Source organism: Microbacterium ginsengiterrae (assembly GCF_014205075.1).
In the GTDB taxonomy this organism is placed as follows: Bacteria; Actinomycetota; Actinomycetes; order Actinomycetales; family Microbacteriaceae; genus Microbacterium; species Microbacterium ginsengiterrae.
Genome location: NZ_JACHMU010000001.1, coordinates 2,610,067 through 2,632,640, shown reverse-complemented (window position 1 = coordinate 2,632,640; position 22,574 = coordinate 2,610,067). Strand labels below are relative to the sequence as shown.

The window sequence follows — 22,574 nt, the reverse complement described above, 5'->3', positions numbered from 1 at the left end:
TGCACGTGCCGTCGTCATCCGTCGACCAGCGCCTCAGCGAGGTCTTCATCGAGGACGAGGTCCGTGATCAGGCGCGCCGCGATGGCACCGCGGAGGCTCGCGAGCTTCTGGATTCCGGAGACGACGCAGATCCGGCGGGATGCGCGCGCCAGCACGGTGAACCCAGGACCGGTCGCTCGTCGGTTCAGCTCGATGTCCTGCCAGCTGCCGTCCTCCCGATAGAAGACCGTGGCGACATCCCCCACGATGCCCTCCTCACGCAGGCTCCGGTAGTCGGCGCGGTCCAGATATCCGCCGATGTAGACCCGGCTCGGGACCTCTGCGAACGGCGACCCCAGACCGAACAGGACGACATCCGCCCGCGCCTGCAGGTCCAGGATGCGTCGTGTGCTGCGCTCCCGCCACATCGCCTCCTTGGTGCGCGGGTCATCGAAGAACGCGGGAACGGGGAACTGCTGCACCGCAGCACCGAAGGCCTCGCCGAACCGGTGCAGGATCTCACTGGCGTAGTCGACGCCGCTCGTGAAGGTGTTCCCGGCCCCGTTGAGCTGAACCACGGTGGAGTTGTGGGTGACCTTCTTGGGCAGATGCCGGCTGATGGCGTCCAGGGTCGATCCCCACGCGATGCCGAGTGTCATGTTGGAGTCGAAGTGCAGCGGCAACTGCCGCGCGGCAGTGAGCGCGACGCGCTCGAACCGCTCCACGTCGGAAAGTGTGCGGGGAGCGGGGACGACGTGCGCAGCGATGCCGAACCGCTCGCGGATCGCCTCCTCGAGGCGAAGTTCCTCTCCTTGGGGCTGATGGATGCGCACCTCCACCAGACCGGTGTCGCGCGCGTGCGAGAGCAGCCGGGACACCGAGGACCGGGACGTCCCGAGCTCACGGGCGATGGCGTCCATCGTCATGTCCTGCAGGTAGTACAGCTGCGCGGCACGAAGGGCGGACGCGACCTTCGGGTCGCTCGATGCTCGCTCAACCAAAGCCCCTCCTTGCACGTTCGTGCACCCGGCTTGCGCAGGTGTGCCGTGCGGCTCAGGATATAGGAGATGGACGATCGAGGAGACATGATGAGCGTTGAGACGAACCGTGACGAGCGACCCGGCATCCGAGCAATGCGTGAGAGCGGCCGCACGAGTGTCGTCATCATCGGCGCGGGGATCAACGGCATCTCGACCTTCCGCGATCTCGCCATGCAGGGCGTGGACGTCCTGCTCGTGGAGCGTGGAGACTTCGCCTCCGGTGCCACGGCCGCATCGAGCCACATGATCCACGGCGGCATCCGCTATCTGGAGAACGGCGAGTTCCGCCTGGTCAAGGAGTCGGTGCAGGAGCGCAACGGTCTGCTGAAGATCGCTCCGCACTATGTGAAGCCGTTGCAGACCACGATCCCGATCTACTCGACGTTCTCCGGCATCCTGTCCGCGCCGCTGCGGTTCCTCACCCACAAGAGCGGCAAGCCGGGCGAGCGCGGTGCACTGCTGATCAAGATCGGCCTCACGCTGTACGACACGTTCTCCCGTGACGGCGGCACCGTCCCCCGTCACCGATTCGTCGGGCGCAAGAAGTCCATGGAGCAGTTGCCGCGGCTGGATGAGGACGTCAAGTACACCGCCACCTACTACGACGCGTCCATCCACGACCCCGAGCGCCTCGCCCTCGACGTGCTGCGCGACGGCGAAGCGGCCCACCGGGGTGCGCATGCGCTGAACTACGTCGAAGCCGTCGGACTCGACGATCAGGGCCTGCGCCTGCGCGACACCGAGACCGGCTCCGAGTTCCACGTGCAGGCGGACGTCGTCGTCAATGCGTCCGGCCCGTGGACCGACCTCACCAACGCGTCGCTCGGGACGGACACGTCGTTCATGGGCGGAACAAAGGGCTCCCACATCGTGCTCGATCACCCCGAGCTGCTGGAGGCCACAGCCGGACGCGAGATCTTCTTCGAGCACTCGGACGGACGCATCGTCCTCATCTACCCGCTCAAGGGCCGCGTGCTCGTCGGGACCACGGACCTCGACGCCGACCCGCGTGAACCCGCGCGGTGCACCGAGGAGGAGGTTCAGTACTTCTTCGACCTCATCCGTCACGTCTTCCCGACGATCGAGGTGAACCACTCCGACATCGTCTACCGGTACTCCGGCATCCGTCCTCTGCCCCACCACGACGACACGGCGCCTGGGTTCGTCTCACGCGACTACCGGATCGAACGGCGCAAGGACGAGGGCCTGCCCGCCGTCTTCAGCCTCGTCGGTGGCAAGTGGACGACGTTCCGCGCCCTCGGCGAGAACCTCGCCGATCACGTGCTCGAGGAGCTGCAGCGCCCGCGGGTGACCAGCACCGTCGGCGTGCGCATCGGTGGAGGGAACGGCTACCCCAAGACCCCACGGCGCAAGCTCGAATGGCTGCGCGAGAACGTGGGCGAGGGCGAGCGGGGTCAGGTCCTGTTCACGCGATACGGCACCCGGGCCGCTGACGTTGCGGCGTTCATCCGCGATGGCGAGGATGCGCCGGTCGTCGGCGCCGTCCTGTCCACCCGCGAGCTCACCTGGATGGTCGAGAACGAGCAGGTCCGGCATGTGAGCGACGTCGTCTTCCGACGCACGAGTCTCGCGTTCACCGGTGACGCGGATGCCGCGACCGTCCGCTCGATCGCACAGGCCCTTGCCCCCATCCTCGGATGGGACACCGAGCGCTCTGACGCGGAGATCTCGGACACGATCACGGAACTGCGCGAAGCGCACGGAGTGCAGATCGAGCCCGCGGCGGTCGACGCGGGCTGATCAGCCCGTTCAGCCCTTTCCGAAGAGCTTCTGGATCTCGGCGAGCTCTGCCTCAGATGGCGCCTTCTGGCCGCCGAGTCCGAAGCCGGAACCCGTTGCCGGTCCCGTGGCGAGGCCGGCGTTCTCGGCAGCGCGCTTGGCGGGGTTCCCCGACCGCGAACCGCTCTTCTTGCCGCCCTTGCCCTTCTTGCCGCGCTTCGTCGATGCGCCGGGACGCCCCATGCCGGGCACCGGACCCATGCCGGGGATGTTGGGGGTGCCGCCTCGCGCCACGGTCTTCATCATCTTCGCCGCCTGCTCGAAGCGCTGCACGAGCTGGTTGACGTCGGTCACGGTCATGCCGGAGCCCTTCGCGATGCGCAGCCGACGTGAGCCGTTGAGCACCTTCGGGTTGCGGCGTTCGCCGGGGGTCATCGAACGGATGATCGCCTCGGTGCGGTCGATCTCGCGGTCGTCGAAGTCCTCCAGCTGCTGCTTCATCTGCCCCATGCCCGGCAGCATGCCGAGCATCTTCTTCATGGAGCCCATCTTCTTCATCTGCTGCAGTTGCTCGAGGAAGTCCTCGAGCGTGAAGGCCTCGTTCGCGAGCTTCTCCGCGACCTTCTGCGCCTCTTCCTCATCGAACGCCTGCTGAGCCTGTTCGATGAGGGTGAGGATGTCACCGAGATCGAGGATGCGGCTGGCCATGCGATCGGGGTGGAACTGCTCGAGATCGTCGAGACCCTCACCCGTCGACGCGAAGATGATCGGTCGCCCGGTGACCGAGGCCACCGACAGTGCCGCACCACCGCGCGCATCACCATCGAGCTTCGAGAGCACGACGCCGGTGAAGTCCACGCCCTCCTGGAACGCCTTGGCCGTGTTGACGGCATCCTGACCGATCATCGCGTCGATGACGAACAGCACCTCGTCGGGATTCGTCGCCTTGCGGATGTCGGACGCCTGCTTCATCAGCTCGGCGTCGACGCCGAGACGACCGGCGGTGTCGATGATGACGACATCGTGCTGCTGGCGGCGCGCGTGCTCGACGCCGTCACGGGACACCTTGACGGGGTCGCCGACGCCGTTGCCCGGTTCGGGTGCGTAGATGGTGGCGCCGGCCTGCTCTGCGACGACCTGCAGCTGATTGACGGCGTTCGGACGCTGGAGGTCGGCCGCGACGAGGAGCGGCGTGTGGCCGTCCTTCTCGAGCTGCTTGGCGAGCTTGCCCGCGAAGGTCGTCTTACCGGACCCCTGGAGGCCGGCGAGCATGATGACCGTCGGCGGGGTCTTGGCGAACTCCAGTCGGCGCTGCTCGCCGCCGAGGATTCCGACGAGCTCCTCATTGACGATCTGCACGACCTGCTGCGCCGGATTCAGGGCCTTGTTGACCTCGTCACCAAGGGCGCGCTCGCGCACCTTCGCGGTGAAGTCCTTGACGACGGGAAGGGCGACGTCGGCATCCAGCAGCGCGCGCCGGATCTCGCGGACGGTGCCGTCGACGTCGGCGGCGGAGAGCTTTCCCTTCGTGCGAAGGTTGCGGAAGGTGTCGGTCAGCCGATCGGAGAGCGTTCCAAATGTAGCCATGGTGCTGTCGATTCTACGCGAGCGGCTGCCCTCGCCGTCTCAACGGCGCAGGTCCCGCCACGGCAGGTCGTGGATGGCGTCCAGCGCCTCCTGCATGAACGACTCCGGCGTGCCGTGGCCGGCTCCCCGCTCGGCCCACACACGCAGGGAGGAGAGTACCGCCGTCGCGTAGGCCGCACCGAGGATGTCGGACGGGATGGTCGCGATCCCGCTTCGGGCGGCCGCCCCGGCGATCGCGGCGGACAGGCGCGCGTTGCGCAACCCGGTGTCGCGTACGAGCTCCTCCTCGACGCCCATCGCCGCGGCGTTGCGAAGCGCGAGCGCGAGCGGATCGGGCGCGAAGTCGCGGACGGTCTCGAGGAGGATCGCACGCACCTCCGCGGATCCGGCACCCGCCCCGAGCGCCTCGAGCGCGCGCAGTGCGTTGTCGATCCTGGCATCGAGTCCCGACCACAGCACGTCGCTCTTGGAGGAGAAGTAGTTGAAGAAGCTCGAGCGGCTGACCCCCGCCCTGCGAGTGATGTCGGCGACGGACGTCGCGTCGTAGCCCTGCTCGAGGAACAGTTCGCACGCCGCTTCGGCCAAGGTCTCCCGCGAGGATGCGCGGGGACGACCTGGACGGAGCTCGTTGTTCACTCCCTCACCGTATCGCGACCTCTGTCCTCATCCGTGGTTGTATTGTTGGACCGCATCCAACAATAGACGGAGGGCGACCATGCTCGAGATTCTCACCCCGGGGCTCGCGCCCCGGCTCATCCCCTACCAGGAGGGGTGGGATCTGCAGCGCACGATCCATGCCGAGGTCGCCGCCGGCGCTCGTCCTGATGCGCTGATCCTGCTCGAGCACGAAGCGGTGTACACAGCGGGCAGACGAACGGAGGCGCATGAGCGCCCCACGGACGGCACGCCGGTCGTGGATGTCGACCGAGGGGGGAAGATCACCTGGCACGGCCCCGGCCAGCTGGTCGGCTACCCGATCGTCCGGCTCCCTGAGCCGATGGATGTCGTCGCGCACGTACGGCGCCTCGAACGGATCCTCATCGACATCCTCTCTCCGCTGGGCGTCGACGGGCACCAGGTGGAGGGCCGCAGCGGCGTCTGGGTGCGCAGGCCGCTCGGCGAGGACAAGGTCGCCGCGATCGGTGTCCGCGTGCAACACGGAGTCACCATGCACGGGTTCGCGATCAACTGCGACAACTCGCTGTCCGAATTCGACGGCATCATCCCGTGCGGCATCACGGATGCGGGGGTGACGACCGTGAGCGAAGTCGTCGGTCGTGTCATCTCCCCCGCCGACATCGTCGACGACGTCGCGGCGGCGTTCCGCGCCGAGTACGCCGGAGCGACCGTGGCAGCCGGGACGACCGCCGTAGGAGTGCTCGCATGAGCGCCGCGCCTGAGCATCGCAAGCTGCTGCGCCTGGAGGTGCGCAACGCGCAGACGCCGATCGAACGCAAACCGGAGTGGATCAGGACCAAGGCGAAGATGGGGCCGGAGTATCAGGCGCTGCAGTCACTGGTGAAGACGGAGGAGCTGCACACCGTCTGTCAGGAGGCCGGCTGCCCGAACATCTTCGAATGCTGGGAGGATCGCGAGGCCACCTTCCTCATCGGCGGGTCGCAGTGCACGCGGCGGTGCGACTTCTGCCAGATCGACACGGGCAAGCCCGAGGCGTACGACGTCGACGAACCCCGTCGCGTCGCCGAGAGCGTCGCGCGCATGGGCCTGCGGTACGCCACGGTCACCAGTGTCGCCCGGGACGACCTTCCCGACACCGGGGCGTGGCTCAACGCGGAGACGGTGCGGCAGATCCACGCGCTGAACCCGAACACCGGAGTCGAGCTGCTCGCGAACGAGCACAACGGGGATCCGGAGCTCCTCGGCGAGATCTTCGACGCCCGACCCGAGGTGTTCGCACACAACGTCGAGACGGTGCCGCGGATCTTCAAGCGCATCCGTCCCGCCTTCCGTTACGAGCGGTCGCTCGGGGTGCTCACGCAGGCACGGGATGCCGGGCTCATCACGAAGTCCAACCTCATCCTCGGCATGGGTGAGGAGCCGGAAGAGGTCGTCCAGGCGCTGCGCGATCTGCGCGAGGCGGGCTGCGACATCATCACGATCACCCAGTATCTGCGTCCGACGCCGCGGCATCTGCCGGTCGCCCGCTGGGTGAAGCCCGCCGAGTTCGTCGAGTTCAAGGAGGAGGCGGCGAAGATCGGCTTCCTCGGTGTCCTGGCCGGCCCTCTCGTGCGGTCGTCGTACCGCGCAGGCCGACTGTGGGCGCAGTCGATGATCTCGACGGGCCGCGAGATCCCAGCGCACCTCCGTCACATCGCCGAAGGCGTGGAGGAGGGGTTCGCGCAGGCCGTGTAGCGTCGTCCGCGCGATCGCGCGCCGAGGTCAGTCGGCGCTCATCACCGACTGCACGTTGCCGTCGGAGGCGAGGTTCACGAGGAGGACCTCGTCGGTCTCATCGGCGTCGAGTGCGTATTCGAGAACGGCGAAGGGCTCCGACCCGCCGTGCTCATCGGCGAGGATCGTCATGCTCATGAGGCGGAGGGACCGGATGATGTCGACGGCGGCGTCGCCGCTGACGTCGATGAGCATGTCCGGCAACTCGTCGCCGTAGGACACCTGCTGCTGCAGGATGTACTCCGTCACCTCGCTCGTACGGTCATCCACCTCGGCGAGCATGCTGCGACGCGCGGTGGCATCCACGTTCTCGAGACCCGAGATCAACGCGGCGGCGATGTCGAGCGCATCGGGCGAGATGTCGTCCTGATCAGGCGCCGTGAGGTCGATCGTCACCGTCTGGTCGCCGAGATCCACCGTCTCGCTCCAGAAGATCGAGCCGTCCGGCCCCGAGGAGAGGAGCCCGAAGTAATCGTGTTCGATCGCCATAACGCTATGAAACCAGTCCGATCACTGCCCGACAAGGGATGCCACGAACACGTGCGGCGTGAATCCCGTCAGGTCGTCGATCCCCTCGCCCTGCCCCAGCAGTTTGACGGGGATGCCGGTGCGCTCCTGGACGGCGAGGACGAAGCCGCCCTTGGCGGAGCCGTCGAGCTTGGTGATGACAAGGCCGGTCACCCCGGCGTGCTGCAGGAAGGCCTCCGCCTGCATCACACCGTTCTGTCCTGTCGTGGCATCGAGGACGAGAAGCACCTCGCTGATCGGCGCCTGCTTCTCGATGACGCGACGGACCTTGGACAACTCGTCCATCAGCCCGCCCTTCGTGTGAAGACGCCCTGCGGTGTCGATGATGGCGATCTCGATGCCCTCGCGCTGCGCGTACTCGATGGTCTGGTAGGCGACGGATGCCGGATCCTGACCCTCGTGCTGGGGGCGCACGATGGCCGCTCCCCCGCGCTGCGCCCATGTGGCGAGCTGGTCGACCGCCGCCGCCCGGAACGTGTCGGCCGCGCCCACGACGACGCTGCGCTGGTACCCGCGCAGGAACTTCGTGAACTTTCCGATCGTCGTCGTCTTGCCGACGCCGTTGACGCCGACGACGAGCACCACGGCGGGGCGCTCGGTGAGCTTGAGCGTCGTGTCGAACTTCGCGAAGTGCTCCTCGAGGGTCTCGCGCAGCATGCGCTGGAGATCCTTCGGGTCCGTCGTCCGGTACTTGGCGACCTTGTCGCGCAGCTCGTCGACGACGCGCTCGGTGATGTCAGGGCCGAAGTCGGCGGTGATCAGAGCCGTCTCGAGGTCCTCCCACGTCGTCTCATCGATCGTGGGTTTGACGAACATGCCGCGCAGTGCGCGACCGAGGGACCAGGACTTCTCCGCCATGTCTCCAGCCTACGGTGCAGGTAGCATCACCGGATGCACGGGCGCGGACATCACCGGCGATTGTTCCTCCATGGCGCCGGCAGGAAGGGCATCGCCGCATGGCCGACTGTCGACGCGACATCCGGCACCTTCCTCGCCTTCCCGCCCTCTTCCGACATCGTCAGGAGGACGCAGCAGGTGATCACCGCGATGGAGGGAGGACCGACGACGATCTACGCCCACTCCATCGGTGCGATCCCCACAGTGCTCGCCGCTCGGGCGGCGCGCACCACGGTCTCCCTCGTGCTCGTCGAGCCGGCGCTCTACGACATCACCCGAGGCGAGAGTCCGATCGAACGCCACATCTCCGCCGTGACGGAGTCGCGCGATCAGGCCGCCGCCGGCAATCTGCACGGCGCCTGGGCCATTCTGCGACCGCTGATGTTCGGTGGCCCCCTCGACGAAGACCGCTGGGCCGACGAGGAGCAGATCGCCGCCCACTGGACGTCGACCGATGTCCCCTGGGGTCACGGTGTGCGCGAAGCCGCGCTCGACGGCATCCGGACGCTCGTCGTGACAGGGGGATGGAACGACGAGTACGAACTGATCGCCGGGCGCCTCGCCGACCGCGGCGCGGAGCACGTCGTGATCGCGGGACACGGGCACCGACCACAGGATCACCCGCATTTCCGCGAGGTCGCCGGCGAGTTCGAGTGCCGCCGGCCTGAGGTGCCTCGGCGCTAGCGGCGAAGGGCGGGAGCTGCGGAGGCGATGAGATCGTGCAGCGACGCATCGGGCAGATACGCGCGGGTCAGCGCGATGCCGATGCGCGGAAGATCGCCTTCGTCCCGGTAGAGGAGGTGCATCGGCTCGGCACGCGGGTTGAACTTCTGTTTGAACCGGTGCAGCGAGCGGAAGCCGTACAACGGCTCGATCAGTTCGGCGATGCGGTCGAGCACGGCGTAGACCGCGGTCGCCTGGGTCTCCTCCGTGCGCACGAGCGGCGCACCGGACAGGGAGAGGAAGGAGTGCCCCGCCTCGGAGAAGTGCTGCGCCGAGGCGCCGATGAGGAACTCCATGACCGGGCCGAACCCACCGTCCCTGCGCCGCATGAGGTCGAGCGTCCACCCTTTGACGGTCCCGTCGGCGCCGTACACCGGGAGCCAGGACGTGACCCCGTGGAGGCTCCCGTCCGCGTCGACCGCGATCCCCACGGCTACCTCAGGATCCATCGCGTCGTCGACGGTGCCCAGGGTGAAGCGCATCTCCGGCAGCCCCTTGTCCCCCGTCCACTGCTCGGAGATGGCGCGGACCTGCGCACGGACGCTCCATGGCTCATCGGCGAGCCGGACCATCCGGAACTCCACGCCTTCCCGCGCGGCGCGGTTGATCGCCGTGCGGACGGCACCCCAGGCCTTGCCCTTGAACTCCAGCCCCGGCAGATCGACGATGGTGTCCTCGGCGACGACGACCGACCGCCACCCCTCCGGCATCACCTGCCGCAGCGTCTCGCTGGAGGAGAACGCGCACGGGATGAGCCCCGACCGCTGCGCGGCGGTCGCGAACGACTCCAGCGCCTCGCGCTCCGCCCCCGTGGGGACGATCGGGTCGCCGAGCAGGATCGCGACACCGGAGTGCGCCTGGTAGGCGATCACACCGTCCGCCGCCGGCATGTGCTGATTGCCGCGCCACGTCGCCATCCAGGACAGCGTGCCGCCGCCGTGCCGGTGCAGCACATTGCGGACCTCGTCCTCGCGGACCGGCGTCGCCGACAGCGTGCGGCGCGATCGGCGCATCCGCACCCGGAACGCGCCGCGCGCCACGATGAGGAAGATCAGCATCGCGATCCACAGCAACGTCGGTGCCAGCTGCAGTCCGACGACGTCCCAGGCCGAGTCGATCTCTCCCTGCTCGATGAGCAACGGCAGGAACGCGAAGGAGAGCGCTGCGGTGAGGACGTTGAGCGCCCCGAAGATGACAGTCAGGAGCCAGGCGATGCGGTGCCCGATCCGGATGCCGTTCGCGACCAGCGCGATCACCACGACGTCGAAGGCGACGTCGAAGAAGGAGAACACGGGGGCGTTGACCCCCATCGGCCCGTCGTACGGCACCGCGAGGTCGATGAGCTGGATGGCACCGATGGCGAGGAGCCCGGCGAAGGCGATGAGACGCCACTCCCGTTCACTCGGGCGTCCCTCCGGATGCCGGAATGCGGGCAGAAGCCCGCTGACGGTGAGGGCGACGGTCATCGCGACGGCGTGCTCGAGGTCGAACAGCTGGCCGAGGTAGAGCACGGAGATCGCCGCCCACAGACCGATGGCGAGGCGTGCCCGCAGGCGCCACGGCGACGGTAGGGTCGCGATGGCGAAGACGAGGGCGGTGAGGGCGCCGCAGGACGGGCCGACATCGAGCGTCTGCGAAAGCCGATCGGACCAGTGCCAGTCCACCGGTGTGAGCAGGGCGAGCACCCCGGCGGCTCCGAGGACGCCTATGACGTGGCCGGCGACGAAGAGACCGACCGTCCGCAGCGTGCCGAACTGCCACTCCGCCCAGCCGATGCCACCGACGATGAGCGGCAGCAATGTCAGGTATGCGAACGGCGGCTCGGCGAAGAAGGGGGATGTGAGGATCGTCCACCAGCGCCCGTCTGCGAAGCTCGGCAGTCCCGTCGCCACCTCGCCGAACCAGGCGCGCTCGTCGACCGGCGACCACAGCGCCCCGGTGGCCACGCCGATCGCGAGGAACACGAGGGTGAACACGATCATGAACGGCATCCGGCGCACCGCGGTGAGGACGCGGTGGCTCATGGCCGAGGCAGGCTTCTGCGAGGGAGTCTCGACGGTCATGTCTGAATACTATGGCTCGCCGATGGCGCGTCTGAGCCCTGTTTCAGCCGGCCGCCGCGCGGTCGCCGACGCGTTGCCCGACGACCGCGGAGACGCCGTCCTGGCGCATGGAGACGCCGTACAGTGCGTCCGCGATCTCCATCGTCCGCTTCTGGTGCGTGATGACCAGCAGCTGGGAACTCTCACGCAACTGTTCGAACACCGTGAGGAGACGCCCGAGGTTGGCGTCGTCGAGTGCGGCTTCGACCTCGTCGAGGATGTAGAAGGGACTCGGGCGAGCCTTGAAGATCGCCACGAGCAGAGCGACGGCCGCGAGGGAACGCTCGCCGCCGGACAGCAGTGACAGGCGCTCGATCTTCTTGCCGACCGGACGGACGGCCACTTCGATCCCGGTCGTGAGCATGTTGTCCGGGTCCGTGAGGGAGATGCTGCCCGAGCCCCCGGGGAACAGCAGGGGGAAGACCTCCCCGAAGGCCCGCTTCGTGTCTTCGAAAGCGCTGGCGAAGATCGTCTGCATGCGCTCGTCGAGGTCTCCGATGATCGTCAGCAGGTCCTCGCGGGTCTGCGTGAGATCGGCGAGCTGTTCGGTGAGGAACGCGTGGCGCTGCTCGAGTGCGGCGAACTCCTCCAGCGCCAGTGGGTTCACCCGGCCGAGTTGCGTGAGCTTGCGCTGCGCATCGGCGAGGCGACGCTCCTGCATCCGCCGGTCATACGGGATCGCCGTCGCATCGACGCCGTCGATCGCCTCCGGGTCCGCCTCGGCGAGCGGATCACGGGGAACCATCTGATCCGGTCCATATTCCGCAACGAGAATATCTTCGTCGAGCGCGAGTTCCGAGGCCACGCGCTCCAACAGGCTCGTCAGATGGAGCTTCTTCTCGTGGATCTGCAGCTCCAGCCCGTGCACGTTCTCCGTCAACCCGGCCAGACGCTCACGCAGCGACGTCTCCTGCGCGCGGAGAGCGGTGAGCTCCTCGTTCTGCGCGGACCGAGCGCTCTCGGCTTCGGTGAGGGCGACCCTGGCCTCTGTGACCGACCGATCGAGCGAGTCGAGGATGCGTGGGAGCTCCGCTGCCACACCGGATGCCGCCTCCCGCTGCGCACGCCGGATGACGGCCCGACGGGCAGCCTCCGCCGCCGCATCGCGTTCCTGCTCGCGACGGCGCTCGAGGCTCGCGACCCTGGCCTGGGCGGCACGGATCCGCTCCCTCAGCGTCTCGATCTCGAGTCGTGCCCTCACCTCATCCTCGCGAGCCGCCTCCAGCGCTTCGAGGAGTCCGTCCCTCGCCGAGGCATCCAGCACGGGACGAGGTGCGGCCTCGGCCTCCTCGAGCTCCGCCTTCGCCGCCGTCGCCGTCTTCTCGGCGTCGGCCACGGCTGACTGTGCTTGGGCCAGTCCGCTCTCCAGGCGCTCGCATTCGGCCACGGCCGACTCGTGACGCACCGTGATGCGGTTCACCTGTTCGGTGTGCGTCGCCAGCGCCGCGTCATGCTCCCGCAGGGCCCGTAGTGCGTCCTTCGCGTGCCGACGCGTGTGCTCGACCTTCTCCGCGGCATCCTCGCGCGCTTCGCGCAGCGTGTCGACGATCACCCGGACCTCGGCGAGACGCTCCTGCGCGGCGTCGCGCTCCGCGGCCAGCTCGAGGCGCGAACGCTCCCCGCCTGCGCCGGTGCGCAGCGTGTGCGCCGTGACGACGTCGCCTCCGACCGTGACGATCGTGATGCCCGTCTCTCCGAGAGCGTCGAGCACGGCTCTCGCGCGGCGCGCGGCGTCGAGATCATCGGCGATCAGGACGTGAGCGAGCACACCGCGGACACCGTCCGGAGCGGTGACCACGGAGACCGCCGGTGTCGTTCCTGCGACATCGGGAAGCTCGACATCGGACTTCGGGGCCTCGGCGAGGACGAAGTCCACGACGCCGCGCTTGTGCGATGCCGATTCCGTCGCGAGTTCGAAGGCCGCCGTGGCGTCGTCGACGAGCACGCCCTCCGCGAGGGGACCCAGCACGGCGGCGACCGCCGCCTCGTATCCCGCTGTCACCTGGACCGCGTCGCCGACGAGACCGCGTACGCCCGCAGCCCCCGAGCGGACCACCTCTGCGGCGCCACCGGACAACGACAGCGCACTGGTCAGTGCACTCGCCTTGGCCGTGAGCGATTCGGCCTCTCGCTCTGCAGAGTGCAGTCTCTCCCGCAGGCCCTCGAGTTCCGCCTCCGCAGCCGTCGCGTCGCGCTGCGCCGCCTCGTACGCCGCGGCGTGCTCGGCAGCACTTCCCTCCGGCGCCTCGGCGTCCTCGATCTGCTCCAGTGCCTCCGCGGCCTCGCGCCGGCGTTCGTTCGCGGCCTCCAGCGCGTTCTCCTGACGGAGCACCGCGCCGCGGACGGCAGCGAGTGCGGACTCCGCAGCCTCGGCCGATCCGCGCAGGGCCGTCAGTCGCATGTCGTGCTCCGAGACGAGGGCGCTCTGCTCCGCGATGTCGACGTCGAGGGTGTCGAGCTCCGCCCGCGCGGTCACGACGGCTCTGCTTGCGGCAGACGCGGCATCCTGTGCGTCACCGAGCCCTGTCGAGATCTCCGTGATCTCTTCCTTCGCCTCGTCGATCGTGGCCTGGGTCACCGTGACGGCGGCGACGGCGGTGTCGTCCTCCTCCGAGCCGAGCAGTGCCAGTCGCTGGTTCGCGAGCGTGTACAGCGACCGCATCCGCTCCTGGACCTGCTCGAGGCCGAAGGCGACACGACGGGCCTCGTCGACGGCGACGGAGTTCTGATCAGCCTCGAGTTTCGCGATCCCGGCGCGGACGGCATCGGCCTGCTCGGTGAGCACGAGTCGTTCCGTGTGCCGCTCCTGCTCGGTGCGCGCATGGTCGGCCAGCGCGGTGCGCAGCGCCACCACGTCGTCGGCGAAGATCCGCGCCTTCGCATCGCGCACGACCGCTGCGATCGTCTGTGCCTCGCGAGCGATTTCCGCCTGTCGCCCCAGCGGCTTGAGCTGACGACGGATCTCCCCGGCCAGATCGCTCAGCCGCGTGAGGTTGGTCTCCATGGCGTCGAGCTTGCGGAGGGTCTTCTCCTTGCGCCGGCGGTGCTTGAGGATTCCCGCTGCCTCCTCGATGAACCCGCGGCGGTCCTCCGGGGACGCCTGCAGCACGGTGTCCAACCGGCCCTGCCCGACGATGACGTGCATCTCCCGCCCCAGGCCGGAGTCGCTGAGGAGCTCCTGCACATCGAGAAGACGGCAGCTGGAGCCGTTGATGGCGTACTCGCTGGACCCGTTGCGAAACAGCGTGCGACTGATCGTGACCTCTGCGAACTCGATCGGCAGCGCGCCGTCGCTGTTGTCGATGGTCAGCTGCACCTCCGCGCGCCCCAGCGGCCCGCGTGTCGAGGTGCCGGCGAAGATGACGTCCTCCATCTTGCCGCCGCGGAGCGTCTTGGCCCCCTGCTCCCCCATCACCCAGGCGAGACCATCGACGACGTTCGACTTGCCGGAACCGTTCGGTCCGACGATGCAGGTGACGCCGGGTTCGAACACGAAAGTCGTCGGTTGGGCGAACGACTTGAAGCCCTTGAGCGTGAGGCTCTTCAGATGCATGCGGGCACCGTTCGTCCGAGGAGAAGCACGCCGCAACGTTACCGGAATTCCGCGGATTCCCCGGCATACCGCGCCGCGCCGGACCGACGACTCGTCGACCCACGACACGCCGCTCCGGAAAAGAATCCTTGACGCCGCACCCGCACGGCGCTACGTTTGCAACCCGGATCGCTCACGGAAGGAGGACGGACATGATCATCGCACCCATCACCGCATCGGCTGCAGGCTACGATGCGTCGCGCGTTGCGCACATGTCGTCCTTCGGCTTCGGCATCCGACGCAGCGCGCGCTCGTAGCACCGCAGCCCGAGACTCCCGCCTTTCGTGCCGGGACTCCGCCGGTCTCCCGCCGCTCCCGCACGGTCGACACGTCGACCCTCTGCTCCTCTGGATGACGTCTCCATTCCTCGAGACCTCTCGTCCGCGTTCCGCGCCCGCATCGGGCGACGACGCGACCCATCGAAACACTCGAACAGAAACGAGCTCCCTCGTGAGTAACGACACGCTGCTTCGCAGCACGCTCCACCCGCCATGTCCTCAGACCCAGGAAGTCGTCGAGGTCACCGTTCCCATCAACCGCAAAGAGCTCGCGCTCACCGACCGGCTCTCGCTGCGCTTCGGCCTCTGGCTGCTGCTGCGTGCCGAGCGGTCCCGTCGCAGGACGCCGCGCACCCTCACGCAGGAGGAGATGATGCTCCTGCAGGCGAACCGGCGTCAGCTCGAACGCGAGTCCCTCGCCATGCTCACCTACGGCCTGCAGCGCTTCGGGCGCTGAGATCGGAGCACGCATGGCCATCTCCCTCATCGACTCGGTGACGCTGCATCCGCTCGAGCTGCCCGCTCGCGCGGATGCAGCGCCCGATGAGATCCTCCGTCGGTACGCCGACGTCCGCAATCGGTCGATCTCGGATGTCACCGGTCGCCATGAGGACGACGTGACCGCCGAATCCCTGTTGCCGATGCTGCGCTCGAATCCCGAGGTGGCGCGTCGCCAGTGGTACATCACCGACAGCGACGACATGGTCGGAGTGGCGACGCTCAACATCCTCACCGACGCGCAGGGACGAACGGCGATCGCGATCATCAGCCTATGCAAGGCCGTGTGGCGCCGCGGCATCGGTTCCGCGGTCGCCGCGCACATCGAGCGCACCGCGCGCGACGTCGGCGTCCGCCGTCTGCTCGCCTGGGTCGAACACCCCGCGAGCACGGCGGATCGCGTGCCCTCGCCCACCGGTTTCGGAGAGATCCCCCGTGATCACCACGCCCGGTTCCTCCTGCGGCACGGGTTCACTCTCGAGCAGGTCGAACGTGTGAGTGAACTGCGCTGGTCGGAGGACTCCGTCCAGCGGGTGCGCCGCGCGCATGCGGACGCGAGGCGCAGGGCGGAGGGGTACCGCGTCGTCCAGTGGATGCTGCCGACGCCCGCCGAGCACGTCGCCGGGTACGCGTGGATGAAGGAGCACATGTCCACCGATGTGCCGGATGCCGCGCTCGGCATGCCGGCGGAGAAGTGGGACGCCGACCGCATCGCCCGACATGATGACCGCTACCGTGCGCGGGGACAGACCGTGCTCGTCACGGCCGCAGAGCACACCGCGACCGGCGAACTGTGCGCCTACAACGAACTCGCCATCGACACCACCGGCGGCGTCATCACCCACCAGGAGGACACCCTCGTCCTCTCCGCTCACCGCGGCCACCGACTGGGAATGCTCGTGAAGACCGCCGGTCTGCTCACCTGGCGCGAGGAGCACCCCCACTCCCCCGCCGTCATCACCTACAACGCAGAAGAGAACCGCCCGATGCTCGACATCAACGAGGCCATCGGGTTCGCGCCGATCTCCTACGTCGGCGCCTGGAAGAAGGACCTGACATGACCCGCACCGCACCCGACATGACGATCACCGAGATGGTCGTGCCCTCATCGGTCGACGCCCCGGATGCCGAGGAGTTCCTCGCAATGGTCGATCTCGGCAACCAGGTGTGCGTGCTCGATGCCGGCACCGACGATCTGTACGAGACACCGGCGGAGGCGCTTCCGCGATGGCTCGATCGCACCGACGACACGTACCGGGGGTACATCGCGCGCAGCGACGACGGCGACATCATCGGCGCCGCCTTCCTGAGAACCTCGAACGAGGAGGGAAGCACGACGGCGGAAGCCGACATCGCGGTCCTCCCGCCGCACGTCTCGTCCGGGGTCGCCGCGGCACTGCTCGAGCATGTGCAGGAGGAGGCCAGGCGGCTCGGGCGCCGCACCCTGCAGGTGTGGACGCTGCATCCTGTCGCCCCGGCCGCCCGGATGCTGACGCCGGCGACCGGCCACGGCCACGTGGCCGCCACCGAGCTGAGCGATGTGCTCACCGCCGACGGATTCGTCATGGAGCAGGTCGAACGCACAAGCACGCTCGCGCTCGACGGCGACCTCTCCCTCGCGGAGCGGATGCTCGCCGAGGCCTCGGCGATCGCCGGAGACGACTACCGCGTGGCGTCCTGGACGCTGCCGACGCCCGAGCACCTGCGCGAGGGGTACGCGAACGTCATCTCGCGCATGGCGACGGATGTGCCGAGCGGCGATCTCGTCTTCGAAGAGGAGAAGTGGGACGCCGAGCGGGTGGTCCGCCACGACAGGGTGATCGCGGATGCCGGCCAGATGCTCTCGGTCGCGGCGGTCGAGCACGTGCCGACCGGCCGGATCGTGGCGTTCAACGAGCTCGTCATCGGTCCCGATCGGTCCGCCGTCACCCATCAGTACGGCACGTTGGTGGTGAAGGAGCACCGCGGCAAGCGACTCGGCACGATCGTCAAGTGCGCCAACGTGCTGCGCTGGCGCGACCTCGCGCCCGACTCGCCGCGCATCTGCACGTTCAACGCCGAGGAGAACCGGCCGATGCTCGACATCAACGAGGCGATCGGCTTCGTCCCGGCGTCGTACGCCGCCGGGTGGCAGAAGAAGCTCTCATGACCGTCGGCCGGGAATCATCCTTGCGGTGTACGCCCGGCCGGCACGGTCATCCTCTCGCCGGATGAGGTGAGCGATGCGGCCGACGAGGCTGGAAGACATGAACGCACCCGTCCTCCAGGCCCGAGGCCTGCAGAAGTCCTATGGCCCGACCGTCGCCCTCGCCGGCGTCGACCTCACGATCCACCGCGGGGAGTCCGTCGCCGTGATGGGTTCCTCGGGTTCCGGCAAGACGACGCTGCTGCACGTGCTCGCCGGCATCATCTCCCCGGATGCGGGAGAGGTCACCTTCAGCCCATCCGCCGCGCCGCCCGTGTCGGTGACGGCGCTGAACGAGGGCGCGCGGTCCAGGCTCCGCCGGGAATCATTCGGATTCGTGTTCCAGCAGGGGCTGCTGATCCCCGAGCTCACGGCGGTCGAGAACGTCGCCCTCGCCCTCATGATCACCGGGCAGCCGCGTGATGCGGCCACCGCACAGGCGACCACATGGCTCGGCGCTCTCGGCCTCGCCGGCATGGAGGACAGGCGGATCGGGCAGCTGTCCGGCGGACAGGCCCAGCGCGTCGCGATCGCTCGCGCCCAGGTCACCGGGGCCGAGGTCGTCTTCGCCGACGAACCGACCGGCGCCCTTGATTCCCGCACGTCCGGCGAGGTCATGGACGCCCTGCTGTGGGCGACGTCGCAGCAGGGCAGGACACTCGTCGTCGTCACCCACGACCCCGAGGTCGCTGCGCGCTGCTCGCGGACCATCCACGTGCGCGACGGCCGCCTGGCCACGCAGGAGGTGTCCTCGTGAACCTCGGCGTCCTGCGGCTGCTCCTCCGCCCCGCTCCCGGGAGCATGGGCACGATCGCGCTGCCCGCCGTCGCCTTCGCGATCGTCACGACGCTCGTGCTCACGGTCGTCGGCGGCGCCCAGAAGTTCTGGTCGTGGACCGACCCGGACGGCACCATCTACCAGGTGCTCGCGGCGATCGCCCTCGTGCTGCTCGTCGTCCCGCTGGCCGGCCTCGGCGGGGCCGCCGCCCGCCTGTCCGCCCGCCGACGGGACGAGCGGCTGTCGACCCTTCGTCTGCTCGGCGTCTCCGGATCCGGGGTCGTCGCCGTCACGGTGGTCGAGTCCGTCCTCGTCGCCGGCGCCGGAGCCGTGGCCGGTGTCCTCGGATACCTCGTCATCACTCCGCTGGTCGGTCTGATCCCGTTCCGCGGCGAGCCCCTCGGTGCCGCCGCGATCCTTCTGCCGGTGCCGGCGCTCGTGGGAGTCATCGCATGCGTCATCGCCCTGGCGGGGGTGAGCGCCGTGATCGGACTGCGCCGCGTCGTCATCTCGCCCCTGGGTGTTCGCACCCGTGCGGATGCTCCCAAGGTGCACTGGATGCGGGCGGTCATCGCCGTCGCCGTGGTCGTGACCGCCTTCGCCGTCATCTCCCTCTTCCCCGGGACCGCCGAGATGATGCTGACGGTCGTCGTCGTCGCAGGCATGTTCGCTGCGGCCATGGCGGTGCTCAATCTGCTGGGCCCGTGGGTGCTCCGCACGCAGGCCCGCTTCCAGCTCCGTCGCGCGAAGACGGCGGAGAAGCTCCTCGCCGCGCGTCTGGTCCTGGAGTCCCCCAAGGCGGCATGGCGTCAGGTGAGCGGGATCTCGATGGCCAGCTTCATGGCGGTGTTCGCGGGATCGGGCATCGCTGTCGTGGACATGATGGGCGCGAACGAATCGGCCGCGAACCTGGAGCTCGCCGTGGACATCCGCACGGGTCTCATCATCACGCTCATCGGATCCTTCCTCATGGTCGCCGCCTCCGTCGGTGTCAACCAGGCGGCCGGACTCCTCGACCAGCGGCCGCTGCATCGGAGCCTTCACTCTTTCGGCATGCCGATGGAGACAGTGGATGCCGCTCGGCGACGCGCGGTGATGTCACCGCTGCTGATGACCGCGATCGGTTCGGCGCTGTGCGCGGGGGTGCTCGTCTTCCCGTTGCTGGGCCTCGCGCTGATCATCGCCCCGCTGTCGATCCTCACCATCCTCCTCGTGATCGGGGCGGGAATCGGCATCGTCTGGTCGAGTACGCGGGTCACCCGCCCTGTCCTCGCTCGCGCGTTCGCCCCGGCCTGAGCGCAGTAGTCTCGACCGGGTCAACCGACCTGAGGGAAGCGGAGAGCGCGTGAAGATCGTTGTGTTCGGATCGACCGGCGGAGTCGGACAGCTCGTCGTACGGCGCGCCGCGTCCGCGGGTCACGAGGTGACGGCATTCCTGCGCTCGCCGGAGAAGCTGCAGACCCGACAAGGCGTCACGATCGTGGAGGGTGATGCGTTCGATGCGGACGCCGTCGCCCGCGCCATCGACGGCGTCGACGCGGTCATCTCCTGCCTGTCGTCCTCTGCGCCCATGAAACCGTCGACCGAGGTCGCCCGCATGACGCAGAACATCGTCGCGGGGATGCAGCGCTCCGGCGTCGACCGCATCGCCTACTGCGCCTCCGCCGGTGTGGACGACGAACTGACCGGTGTCATCGGTCGGTCGATGATGCTGCTGCTTCGCAATCCGCTCAAGGATCACCGCGCGGCGGTGAAGCACATCGCCGACGCCGGACTGAACGCGACGATCGCCCGGCCGAGCGGTCTCACGGACGGTGCGTTCGACCCGGACTACGCCGAGGCGTTCACCGGCATGCCGGCGGGCATGCGTTCGATACCGCGGGCGTCCGTGGCCGACTTCCTCGTGAAGGCGATCGAGCAGCCCGAGGTCTACAGCCGCAGCTCGGTCGGCCTCGCGCTCGAGAAGAAGGCTTGACCGTGGTCGTCGACGCCCGCGCCGGCCGGACGAACAGCCTGCGATCGGCCGGCAGCGTCCTCGCCATCGCCGTGATGACGTTCCTGCTCAGCGGATGCTTCGTCATCCCGCTCCTCGACGACCGGTCGCCGTTCGATGATCCGTTCGGGGCCTCGACGCGCGAGGTCGACGCCGCCGCCCCGCAGGTGCAGTCCGCGCTCGACGGCGTCGACCCCCGCGGTGGCGCATGGAGCTTCGAGGCGGAGCCGTGGGCAGACCGCACGTGCGAGGGGCGGTGCCATCTGCATGTGCGCGTCACGATCCGGCCCGTGCAGTTCGACCTCGATGACCTCACAGACGCCGACCGCGCCGTGACCGTTCCGGCGGATGTCCTGCGCGACGTCCTCACCGCGGTCGTCCCGGTCGGTGAGGAGACGTCGGTCGACATCCGTGTCCGCGGGGACGAGGGCATCGAGGTTCCGGCCGACGTCTCCGCCTATCTCACCTTCCCACCGATCGCAGATCTCGGCCCTGCCGTCACCGAGCTCTTCGGGCCGGTGCCGGAGTACGGGCTCGATGCGGAGAAGTACCGCATCGACGAGGATCTCGGCGAGTACACCGTCATCGCGCACACGCGTGACACGTCGGGCGTGCTCGAAGCGATGGGCCTCTGACCGGTATCCCACCCGCGGCGACCGTGGCCGGCTCAGCCGATGGCGGTCAACGGCGCCGCTGGCACCGCGGGCAGTAGTGCGACGACCTGTTCATGAACGCCTCGCGGCGTATCTCGCCACCGCAGCGCGGACAGGGTTTCCCACCTCGGCCGTACGCGTTGAGCGAGTGCGCGAAGTATCCGGCCTGACCGTTGACGTTGACGTACTGAGCATCGAAGCTCGTCCCACCCTCGGCGAGAGCCTTCTCCAGCACGAACCGCACCTCGTCGAGCAGGCGACGCACGGCCTGCACCGACAGTGCCCTGCCATGCGTCTCCGGGTGGATGCGCGCGGCCCACAGCGATTCGTCGGCATAGATGTTGCCGATGCCGCTGACGAGCGTCTGATCGAGCAGGATGCGCTTGATGGCGCTTCCCCTGCGCCGCACGGCAGCGACGAACGCGGCATCGTCGAATGCGCCGTCGAGTGGATCACGCGCGATGTGCTGCACCTGGGTCGGGACGAGGTCGTCCCCGTCCGGCACCAGGTCGTCGACGGCGAGCGAGCCGAAAGTGCGCTGATCGGCGAACACGACGGCGAGATCGCCGTGCTGCGGATGCCGGATGCCGAGACGGATCCGCTCGTGACGCTCCGTCGGAGCATCCGGCGCACGCAGCAGCATCTGCCCGCTCATCCCGAGGTGAGCGGTGAGCGCATCCGCCGTACGCGACGGGTCGTGCGCGAGCGGGAGCCACAGGAACTTGCCGCGGCGGGATGCGGCGGCGACCGCCGTGCCCTCGAGCCGCGCGACGAAGTCGGCCGCGCCGGCTGGATGCCGCGTGAGAGCGCGTTCGTCGAGCACCGAGACGTTCGTGATCGTCGCACCGACGACGGCGGGGGCGAGGCCTGCGCGGACGACCTCGACCTCGGGGAGTTCAGGCACGGGCGCTGAGGGTGCGCCAGACGCTGAGGGCGGCGGCCATCTCTGCGGTCTTCTTGCTCGTCCCCTCGCCGGTCTTGCTGACGTCGCCCACGGTGACCGTCGCCGTGAAGCGGCGGTCGTGATCCGGTCCTGAGGCGGAGACCGCATAGATCGGCGGCGCAGCGCCGAGTCGTGCGGCGAGCTCCTGAAGACTCGTCTTCGGATCCATCGCAGCGCCGTAGCGCTCGGGGTCGGCGAGCAGCGGCGCCGTCAGGCGCAGCACGAGTTCCGTTGCCGCCTCGGGCCCTGCGGACAGGTAGGTGGCCCCGAACACCGCTTCCATGGTGTCGGCGAGGATCGAGTCCTTGTCGCGGCCCCCGGTCTGCTCTTCGCCGCGCCCCAGCAACAGGTGCTCTCCGAGGCCGATGGCGCGGGCCACCTCTGCGAGGGCGACGGTCGAGACGACGCTCGCCCGTCGCTTCGCCAGCTGCCCCTCATCGAGATCGGGGTGCGTGGTGAACAGCATCACCGTCACGGCCTGACCGAGCACGGAGTCCCCGAGGAACTCGAGGCGCTCGTTGTGCGGGATCCCGCCGTGCTCGTACGCGTAGGAACGGTGAGTCAGCGCCAACGCAAGCAGCTCAGGGTCGATGTCGACCCTGAGCTTTGCGGCGAGTGGCGCTGTCCCTCCAGGGACATCGGTCACG

20 protein-coding genes are annotated in these 22,574 nt (G+C 68.7%); 11 read left to right on the top strand and 9 right to left on the bottom strand.

Features of this window, described 5'->3' with window-relative positions:
• Positions 1-14: 14 nt before the first annotated feature.
• Complete coding sequence (locus tag HD600_RS12745) at positions 15-905, bottom strand: sugar-binding transcriptional regulator (RefSeq protein WP_184284855.1); 891 nt, start codon at positions 903-905, stop codon at positions 15-17.
• 141 nt (positions 906-1,046) lie between these two features.
• Here HD600_RS12745 and HD600_RS12740 point away from each other — a divergent pair, with 141 nt between their 5' ends.
• The gene (locus HD600_RS12740) at positions 1,047-2,780 is read left to right on the top strand and encodes a glycerol-3-phosphate dehydrogenase/oxidase (protein WP_422120162.1); all 1,734 of its coding nucleotides are present in this window, start codon (positions 1,047-1,049) and stop codon (positions 2,778-2,780) included.
• A 9-nt stretch (positions 2,781-2,789) separates the two neighbouring features.
• Here the strand turns inward: HD600_RS12740 and ffh are convergent, their stop codons facing one another.
• Together ffh and HD600_RS12730 are read right to left on the bottom strand one after the other, a co-directional pair.
• On the bottom strand, positions 2,790-4,346 hold the full coding sequence (gene ffh / locus HD600_RS12735) for a signal recognition particle protein (protein ID WP_184284091.1): 1,557 nt from the start codon (positions 4,344-4,346) through the stop codon (positions 2,790-2,792).
• A gap of 39 nt (positions 4,347-4,385) precedes the next feature.
• On the bottom strand, positions 4,386-4,982 hold the full coding sequence (locus tag HD600_RS12730; RefSeq protein ID WP_184284089.1) for a TetR family transcriptional regulator: 597 nt from the start codon (positions 4,980-4,982) through the stop codon (positions 4,386-4,388).
• A 37-nt stretch (positions 4,983-5,019) separates the two neighbouring features.
• On the opposite strand from HD600_RS12730, the gene lipB reads away from it, so the two are divergent.
• Both lipB and lipA read left to right on the top strand, forming a co-directional pair.
• Entirely contained in the window at positions 5,020-5,733 is a 714-nt protein-coding gene (gene lipB / locus HD600_RS12725; RefSeq protein WP_277816231.1) for a lipoyl(octanoyl) transferase LipB, read from the top strand.
• Positions 5,730-6,719, top strand: a complete 990-nt coding sequence (gene lipA / locus HD600_RS12720) for a lipoyl synthase (protein WP_184284084.1) — start codon at positions 5,730-5,732, stop codon at positions 6,717-6,719. The genes lipB and lipA overlap by 4 nt, the downstream gene beginning before the upstream one ends.
• Positions 6,720-6,746: 27 nt before the next feature.
• Here lipA and HD600_RS12715 read toward each other — a convergent pair whose 3' ends face one another.
• On the bottom strand, positions 6,747-7,247 hold the full coding sequence (locus tag HD600_RS12715; protein ID WP_184284081.1) for a DUF2004 domain-containing protein: 501 nt from the start codon (positions 7,245-7,247) through the stop codon (positions 6,747-6,749).
• Between the two features lie 21 nt (positions 7,248-7,268).
• Entirely contained in the window at positions 7,269-8,144 is an 876-nt protein-coding gene (ftsY, locus tag HD600_RS12710; RefSeq protein ID WP_144795253.1) for a signal recognition particle-docking protein FtsY, read from the bottom strand.
• A 33-nt stretch (positions 8,145-8,177) separates the two neighbouring features.
• Between ftsY and HD600_RS12705 the strand changes: the two genes are divergently transcribed.
• Positions 8,178-8,867: an alpha/beta hydrolase gene (locus HD600_RS12705; RefSeq protein ID WP_184284079.1), complete on the top strand. Its 690-nt coding sequence runs from the start codon at positions 8,178-8,180 to the stop codon at positions 8,865-8,867.
• Here the strand turns inward: HD600_RS12705 and HD600_RS12700 are convergent.
• Positions 8,864-10,969, bottom strand: a complete 2,106-nt coding sequence (locus HD600_RS12700) for a bifunctional lysylphosphatidylglycerol flippase/synthetase MprF (protein WP_184284077.1) — start codon at positions 10,967-10,969, stop codon at positions 8,864-8,866. The genes HD600_RS12705 and HD600_RS12700 overlap by 4 nt on opposite strands.
• 43 nt (positions 10,970-11,012) lie before the next feature.
• A complete protein-coding gene (gene smc, locus HD600_RS12695; RefSeq protein ID WP_184284075.1) occupies positions 11,013-14,561 on the bottom strand; it encodes a chromosome segregation protein SMC in 3,549 nt (1,182 codons plus the stop codon).
• Between the two features lie 489 nt (positions 14,562-15,050).
• On the opposite strand from smc, the gene HD600_RS12690 reads away from it, so the two are divergent.
• The 7 genes from HD600_RS12690 (at position 15,051) to HD600_RS12660 (ending at position 20,966) form a co-directional block, all read left to right on the top strand.
• Entirely contained in the window at positions 15,051-15,335 is a 285-nt protein-coding gene (locus HD600_RS12690; protein ID WP_144795260.1) for a hypothetical protein, read from the top strand.
• A gap of 13 nt (positions 15,336-15,348) precedes the next feature.
• Complete coding sequence (locus tag HD600_RS12685) at positions 15,349-16,437, top strand: GNAT family N-acetyltransferase (protein ID WP_184284073.1); 1,089 nt, start codon at positions 15,349-15,351, stop codon at positions 16,435-16,437.
• The gene (locus tag HD600_RS12680) at positions 16,434-17,525 is read left to right on the top strand and encodes a GNAT family N-acetyltransferase (RefSeq protein ID WP_184284071.1); all 1,092 of its coding nucleotides are present in this window, start codon (positions 16,434-16,436) and stop codon (positions 17,523-17,525) included. The genes HD600_RS12685 and HD600_RS12680 overlap by 4 nt, the downstream gene beginning before the upstream one ends.
• A 97-nt stretch (positions 17,526-17,622) precedes the next feature.
• Positions 17,623-18,318: an ABC transporter ATP-binding protein gene (locus HD600_RS12675; protein WP_184284069.1), complete on the top strand. Its 696-nt coding sequence runs from the start codon at positions 17,623-17,625 to the stop codon at positions 18,316-18,318.
• Positions 18,315-19,634: a permease gene (locus tag HD600_RS12670; RefSeq protein WP_184284067.1), complete on the top strand. Its 1,320-nt coding sequence runs from the start codon at positions 18,315-18,317 to the stop codon at positions 19,632-19,634. The genes HD600_RS12675 and HD600_RS12670 overlap by 4 nt, the downstream gene beginning before the upstream one ends.
• A gap of 49 nt (positions 19,635-19,683) precedes the next feature.
• Positions 19,684-20,313: an NAD(P)H-binding protein gene (locus HD600_RS12665; RefSeq protein ID WP_184284065.1), complete on the top strand. Its 630-nt coding sequence runs from the start codon at positions 19,684-19,686 to the stop codon at positions 20,311-20,313.
• Positions 20,310-20,966, top strand: coding sequence for a hypothetical protein (locus HD600_RS12660; protein WP_184284063.1), 657 nt, complete (start codon positions 20,310-20,312; stop codon positions 20,964-20,966). The genes HD600_RS12665 and HD600_RS12660 overlap by 4 nt, the downstream gene beginning before the upstream one ends.
• 46 nt (positions 20,967-21,012) lie before the next feature.
• Here HD600_RS12660 and mutM read toward each other — a convergent pair whose 3' ends face one another.
• Together mutM and rnc are read right to left on the bottom strand one after the other, a co-directional pair.
• Positions 21,013-21,888 (bottom strand): bifunctional DNA-formamidopyrimidine glycosylase/DNA-(apurinic or apyrimidinic site) lyase, encoded by an 876-nt coding sequence (gene mutM, locus HD600_RS12655; RefSeq protein ID WP_184284061.1) that lies wholly within the window; start codon positions 21,886-21,888, stop codon positions 21,013-21,015.
• Entirely contained in the window at positions 21,881-22,573 is a 693-nt protein-coding gene (rnc, locus tag HD600_RS12650) for a ribonuclease III (protein ID WP_184284059.1), read from the bottom strand. Before rnc ends, mutM begins: the two co-directional genes overlap by 8 nt.
• Between the last annotated feature and the right edge of the window lies 1 nt (position 22,574).